This window comes from Serratia sp. (in: enterobacteria) (assembly GCF_046715635.1).
GTDB lineage: Bacteria > Pseudomonadota > Gammaproteobacteria > Enterobacterales > Enterobacteriaceae > Chania.
Genome location: NZ_JBKJYW010000548.1, coordinates 1 through 5,714, shown reverse-complemented (window position 1 = coordinate 5,714; position 5,714 = coordinate 1). Strand labels below are relative to the sequence as shown.

The window sequence follows — 5,714 nt, the reverse complement described above, 5'->3', positions numbered from 1 at the left end:
GGGCCTGGGGTCACCCAGAGGTGTATATCCTGGTTCTTCCGGTATTCGGGGTGTTCTCAGAAGTTACCGCGACCTTCTCGAAGAAGCGCCTGTTCGGCTATACCTCATTGGTATGGGCAACCATTGCGATCACCGTTCTGTCGTTTATCGTATGGCTGCACCACTTCTTCACCATGGGGTCAGGCGCGAACGTCAACGCCTTCTTCGGTATCGCCACGATGATCATTTCCATTCCGACCGGGGTGAAGATTTTCAACTGGCTGTTCACCATGTATCAGGGCCGCATCCAGTTAAACTCCGCAATGCTGTGGACCGTTGGCTTCATTATCACCTTCTCCATCGGTGGTATGACTGGCGTGCTGCTGGCGGTGCCAGGTGCCAACTTCGTGCTACACAACAGCCTGTTCCTGATTGCCCACTTCCATAACGTGATTATCGGTGGTGTAGTATTCGGTTGCTTTGCAGGCCTGACTTACTGGTTCCCTAAAGCCTTCGGCTTCCGTCTGAATGAAACCTGGGGTATTCGTGCCTTCTGGTTCTGGATCATCGGTTTCTTCGTCGCCTTTATGCCGTTGTATGTTTTGGGCTTTATGGGGATGACCCGTCGTATCAGCCAGAATATCGACCCTGAGTTCCACCCGCTGCTACTGGTTGCAGCTGGCGGTGCAGCGCTGATTGCCTGCGGTATCCTGTGCCAACTGATTCAGATCTACGTCAGTATCCGCGATCGCGAGCAGAACCGCGATCTGACCGGTGACCCGTGGGGTGCACGTACGCTGGAGTGGTCAACGTCTTCTCCACCACCATTCTATAACTTTGCCGTAGTGCCAGAAATTCACGATCGTGATGCGTTCTGGGACATGAAAGAAAAAGGCGAAGCCTATAAGAAACCCGCGAAGTACGAGCCGATTCATATGCCGAAGAATACCGGCGCCGGTGTGATTATTGCTGGCTTTAGCCTGGTATTTGGTTTCGCGATGATCTGGGATATCTGGTGGATGGCGATTGCTGGCTTCGCCGGCATGATCGTGACCTGGATCGTCAAGAGCTTCGATGAAGATGTTGATTACTATGTGCAGGTTGATGAGATCGAGCGCATTGAAAACCAACACTATGAACAAATCAGCAAAGCAGGCGTGAAACATGTCAACTGATACTCTGACCAACCATAGCGCGGCCCATGCTGAGCATGGGCACCACGACGCAGGGGAAACCAAGGTCTTCGGATTCTGGATCTACCTGATGACCGACTGTATTTTGTTTGCGAGCTTGTTCGCAACCTATGCAGTACTGGTGAACGGGACCGCGGGCGGTCCCACTGGGAAAGATATCTTCGACCTGAATTTTGTCTTGGTTGAAACTTTCCTGCTGCTGTTCAGCTCCATCACCTACGGTATGGCGATGATCGGCATGAACAAGGGTAAGGTAAGCAGCGTTAACACCTGGCTGTTCCTGACCTTCCTGTTTGGCGTCGGCTTCGTGGCGATGGAGATCTATGAATTCCATCACCTGATCGCCGAGGGTTACGGCCCAGACCGCAGTGCGTTCCTCTCCAGCTTCTTTGCGCTGGTGGGTACTCACGGTCTGCACGTCACCACCGGTCTGATCTGGATCGTCATCATGATGATTCAGGTAAGCAAGCGTGGCTTGAACCCAACCAATAAAACCCGTCTGATGTGTCTGAGCCTGTTCTGGCACTTCCTGGACGTGGTCTGGATCTGCGTATTTACCGTTGTCTACCTGCTGGGGGTAATGTAATGAGCCATTCATCCCATGATACCTCTCACGGCGGCGCAAGCCACGGTAGCGTGAAGTCATATCTGACCGGCTTTATCCTGTCGGTCATCCTGACGGTGATCCCATTTGCGATGGTGATGAGTGGCAGCGCCTCTCACTCCACTATCCTGGCGGTCGTGGTCGGCATGGCGGTTATCCAGGTGATCGTTCACCTGGTTTACTTCCTGCATATGAACACCTCATCGGAAGAGCGCTGGAACCTGGTGGCATTGCTGTTCACCGCTATGATCATCGGTATCGTTGTTGTGGGTTCACTCTGGATTATGTACAACCTCAACATCAACATGATGGTCGATTAAGAGCAGAGCTGGACGTGATGATTAAGCAATACCTGCAAGTAACTAAACCAGGAATTATTTTCGGTAATTTAATTTCTGTCGTCGGGGGGTTCCTGCTCGCTTCCAAAGGGAGCATCGACTATCCCCTGTTTCTCGCCACCCTGTTAGGGGTCTCGTTGGTGGTTGCCTCGGGCTGTGTATTTAACAACTACATTGACCGCGACATCGACAAGAAAATGGAGAGAACGAAGAACCGGGTGCTGGTAAGAGGCCTGATCGCGCCGAGTGTGAGCCTGGTTTACGCTACCTTGCTGGGTATTGCTGGTTTTGCACTGCTGTATATCGCAGCCAACCCGCTGGCCATGTGGCTGGCGGTGATGGGCTTTGTGGTTTATGTCGGCATTTATAGCCTGTACATGAAACGCCACTCGGTATACGGCACGCTGATCGGCAGCCTGTCGGGAGCCGCGCCGCCGGTGATTGGCTACTGCGCGGTCACCAACGAGTTTGATGCTGGGGCGTTGATCCTGCTGGCCATCTTCAGCCTGTGGCAGATGCCGCATTCCTACGCGATTGCCATCTTCCGCTTTAAAGATTACCAGGCAGCCAATATCCCGGTACTGCCGGTGGTGAAAGGCATCTCCGTTGCCAAAAACCACATCACGCTCTACATCCTGGCGTTTATGATCGCCACGCTGATGCTGACCCTGGGCGGTTATGCCGGCTACAAATACCTGATCGTCGCAGCGGCGGTGAGCGTATGGTGGCTGGGCATGGCGTTACGCGGTTACAAAGCGGAAAATGACAGCGTCTGGGCGCGCAAACTGTTTGTGTTCTCAATCGTGGCCATTACTTCACTTAGCGTAATGATGTCGATCGATTTCAGTGCCAGTGCTACACCGGAAACCCTGTTAACCTACGCTTGGTAAACAGCGGATGTCTGCGAATGGGCCGCTTAGCGGCCCATTTTATTTATTTCAGAGAAAAACACGCCAACTGTAATATCTGTTAAATAACATTCGATTTACCCCCCCTGCCCTACGCACTAGAATGACGCAACTTTGCCGAGGCTATTCCAACGGGCTAAGTCTCCCCCTACTTAGTTCGTTGGAATAGGTTCGATACCCTATGAATTTCAAGTTGGCCGCTCTTGCGCATCCCTGCGCTCGCGGCATTTGTACATCCCTGTACAGCACAGCTAATGCAAGTCAGCTTGAAAGACGACGGGTTAACTGAGGTTTACATGAACGACAATATAATGACACCCCAAGAACGCCGTGCAACCTGGGGTTTGGGTACCGTTTTCTCACTGCGCATGCTCGGCATGTTTATGGTGTTGCCGGTACTGACCACCTATGGGATGGCGCTGCACGGTGCCAGTGAGGCGCTGATCGGCCTGGCTATCGGTATTTATGGCCTGGCGCAGGCGGTATTCCAGATCCCCTTCGGCCTGATTTCCGACCGCGTTGGCCGTAAGCCTCTGATCGTCGGCGGGCTGCTGATCTTCGCCCTTGGCAGCGTGATCGCGGCCTTAAGCGACTCCATCTGGGGCATCATTCTTGGCCGTGCATTGCAGGGTTCCGGGGCGATTGCTGCTGCGGTAATGGCGCTACTGTCAGATTTAACCCGCGAACAGAACCGAACCAAGGCGATGGCGTTTATCGGCGTCAGCTTCGGCATCACCTTTGCTATCGCCATGGTGGTGGGCCCGATAGTGACTCATGCCTTCGGTTTGCATGCGCTGTTCTGGATGATTGCCGTGCTGTCACTAGCCGGTATCGCTATTACCTTGCTGGTCGTCCCTTCCGCCGACGAACACGTGCTGAACCGGGAATCGAGCATCGTACGGGGCAGTTTCAGCAAGGTGCTGAACAATTCGCGGCTGTTGAAACTCAACTTTGGCATCCTGTGCCTGCATATCTTGCTGATGTCCAGCTTCGTTGCCTTACCGTTGGCAATGGAAAAAGCCGGGCTGGCCGCTGCGGACCATTGGAAAGTCTATCTGGTCACCATGTTGGTTTCCTTCATTGCCGTAGTGCCGTTTATCATCTATGCGGAAAAATACCGCCGTATGAAGCAGGTCTTTATGGGCTGCGTAGCGGTGCTGTTTTGCGCCGAGGTAGTGCTATGGTTTTCTGGCCAGCACCTATGGGGCATCATTGCCGGGGTGCAGCTGTTCTTTATGGCGTTTAACGTCATGGAGGCCATTCTGCCTTCGCTGATCAGCAAAGAGTCCCCGGCAGGTTATAAAGGCACAGCGATGGGCGTTTACTCCACCAGCCAGTTTATTGGTGTGGCCATCGGCGGCAGCGTGGGCGGTTGGTTATATGGTTTTCAGGGAGCAGGGTTGGTCTTTATCGCCGGAGCGGTACTTGCCGCGGTCTGGTTTGTGGTCAGTAGCACCATGAAAGAGCCGCCTTACGTCAGCAGCCTGCGTATTACGCTGTCGGAACTGGCGGTAAAGGATTCGGCGTTGCAAAGCCGTCTGCTGGCTCAGCCGGGCGTAGCGGAAGCGGTCGTGGTTCCCGAGGAGCGCAGCGCTTACGTGAAGGTAGATACCAAACAGACCAATCGCGGTCAGTTGGAAGCCCTGATCGCAGCGCTTTAAGGATGCCCATCTACTTTGGCTTGATCGTCTGTTGTTCCCCCTCACCCCAGCCCTCTCCCCAAAAAGGAGAGGGAGTTGTCCGGAGCGCTTGATTAGCCCGTACTGCTTCGGGAAGTGGGGAGCAAAAAGAAAGACAGGGTATTACGCAGAAAATTCAGCGGACTCGATCGATCCCCTCTCCTTTTGGGAGAGGGTTAGGGTGAGGGGCTATCTCCCCAGACCGGCATAACTTAATCGCGGAAGTTTTTAAACTGGAACGGTTGTCCCAGATCGGCACCACGGATCAGCGCCATCACGCTTTGCAGATCGTCGCGTGCCTTACCGGTAACGCGGATTTCATCACCCTGGATCTGCGCCTGTACCTTCAACTTGCTGTCTTTGATCAGCTTGACGATCTTCTTCGCCATTGAGCTTTCAATCCCCTGCTTGAGCTTGGCATCCACGCTGTAGGTTTTGCCACTGTGGGTCAGCTCTTCCGGGATCTCCAGCGCGCCGCCTTCAATGCTGCGTTTCATCAGTTTTTCGCGCAGGATATCCAGCAGTTGCTGCACCTGGAAGTCAGACTCGCTGGCGACCTTAATGCTTTCGTCTTTCTCGTTCAGCTCAAAGCTGGCTGGTACGTTACGGAAATCCCAACGGGTGCTGAGATCGCGGGTAGCGTTATCAACGGCGTTGCGAACTTCCTGCATATCAATTTCGGAAACGATGTCGAAAGATGGCATACTTCTCTTCCTCCTGAATGGGTGCTCTATGATTTCGTTGCCGTGCATAATACCCGCTTTGCGGTTGCAGGCAAAATTCAGATATGCGCTTGAACAAGACGCTCAACAACAGAAAAGCCTATAATCAAAAGGATGCATCAGTGGTCTTTCCGAAAACCAGGGAGATGAAATGAAAATAACCATTCTTGGTTGCGGCGCGCTCGGACAACTGTGGCTGGCCAAACTCTATCAGCAGGGCCACGATGTACAGGGATGGTTACGGGTGCCCCAACCATTTTGTGCGGTCAACGTCATTGAACCCGACGGCAC

General features: G+C 53.4%; 7 protein-coding genes. 6 read left to right on the top strand and 1 reads right to left on the bottom strand.

Going from position 1 to position 5,714, the window contains the following annotated elements; genetic code table 11:
- From ACLQ7H_RS28495 to ACLQ7H_RS28475, 5 genes are all read left to right on the top strand, one after another.
- Positions 1–1,154: cbb3-type cytochrome c oxidase subunit I (locus tag ACLQ7H_RS28495; protein WP_411755574.1), on the top strand; the 1,154-nt coding region annotated here is incomplete at its 5' end.
- The gene (locus ACLQ7H_RS28490; RefSeq protein ID WP_411755573.1) at positions 1,144–1,758 is read left to right on the top strand and encodes a cytochrome o ubiquinol oxidase subunit III; all 615 of its coding nucleotides are present in this window, start codon (positions 1,144–1,146) and stop codon (positions 1,756–1,758) included. The genes ACLQ7H_RS28495 and ACLQ7H_RS28490, both read left to right, overlap by 11 nt.
- Complete coding sequence (locus ACLQ7H_RS28485; protein ID WP_024483939.1) at positions 1,758–2,096, top strand: cytochrome o ubiquinol oxidase subunit IV; 339 nt, start codon at positions 1,758–1,760, stop codon at positions 2,094–2,096. Before ACLQ7H_RS28490 ends, ACLQ7H_RS28485 begins: the two co-directional genes overlap by 1 nt.
- 17 nt (positions 2,097–2,113) lie before the next feature.
- Positions 2,114–3,004, top strand: a complete 891-nt coding sequence (cyoE, locus tag ACLQ7H_RS28480) for a heme o synthase (RefSeq protein WP_411755576.1) — start codon at positions 2,114–2,116, stop codon at positions 3,002–3,004.
- Between the two features lie 314 nt (positions 3,005–3,318).
- Positions 3,319–4,683: an MFS transporter gene (locus ACLQ7H_RS28475; RefSeq protein ID WP_065683924.1), complete on the top strand. Its 1,365-nt coding sequence runs from the start codon at positions 3,319–3,321 to the stop codon at positions 4,681–4,683.
- A gap of 230 nt (positions 4,684–4,913) precedes the next feature.
- Here the strand turns inward: ACLQ7H_RS28475 and ACLQ7H_RS28470 are convergent, their stop codons facing one another.
- Positions 4,914–5,405: a YajQ family cyclic di-GMP-binding protein gene (locus ACLQ7H_RS28470; RefSeq protein WP_024483937.1), complete on the bottom strand. Its 492-nt coding sequence runs from the start codon at positions 5,403–5,405 to the stop codon at positions 4,914–4,916.
- A 169-nt stretch (positions 5,406–5,574) separates the two neighbouring features.
- Here ACLQ7H_RS28470 and ACLQ7H_RS28465 point away from each other — a divergent pair.
- A partial coding sequence (locus ACLQ7H_RS28465; protein WP_411755575.1) for a 2-dehydropantoate 2-reductase N-terminal domain-containing protein occupies positions 5,575–5,714 on the top strand: 140 nt, incomplete at its 3' end.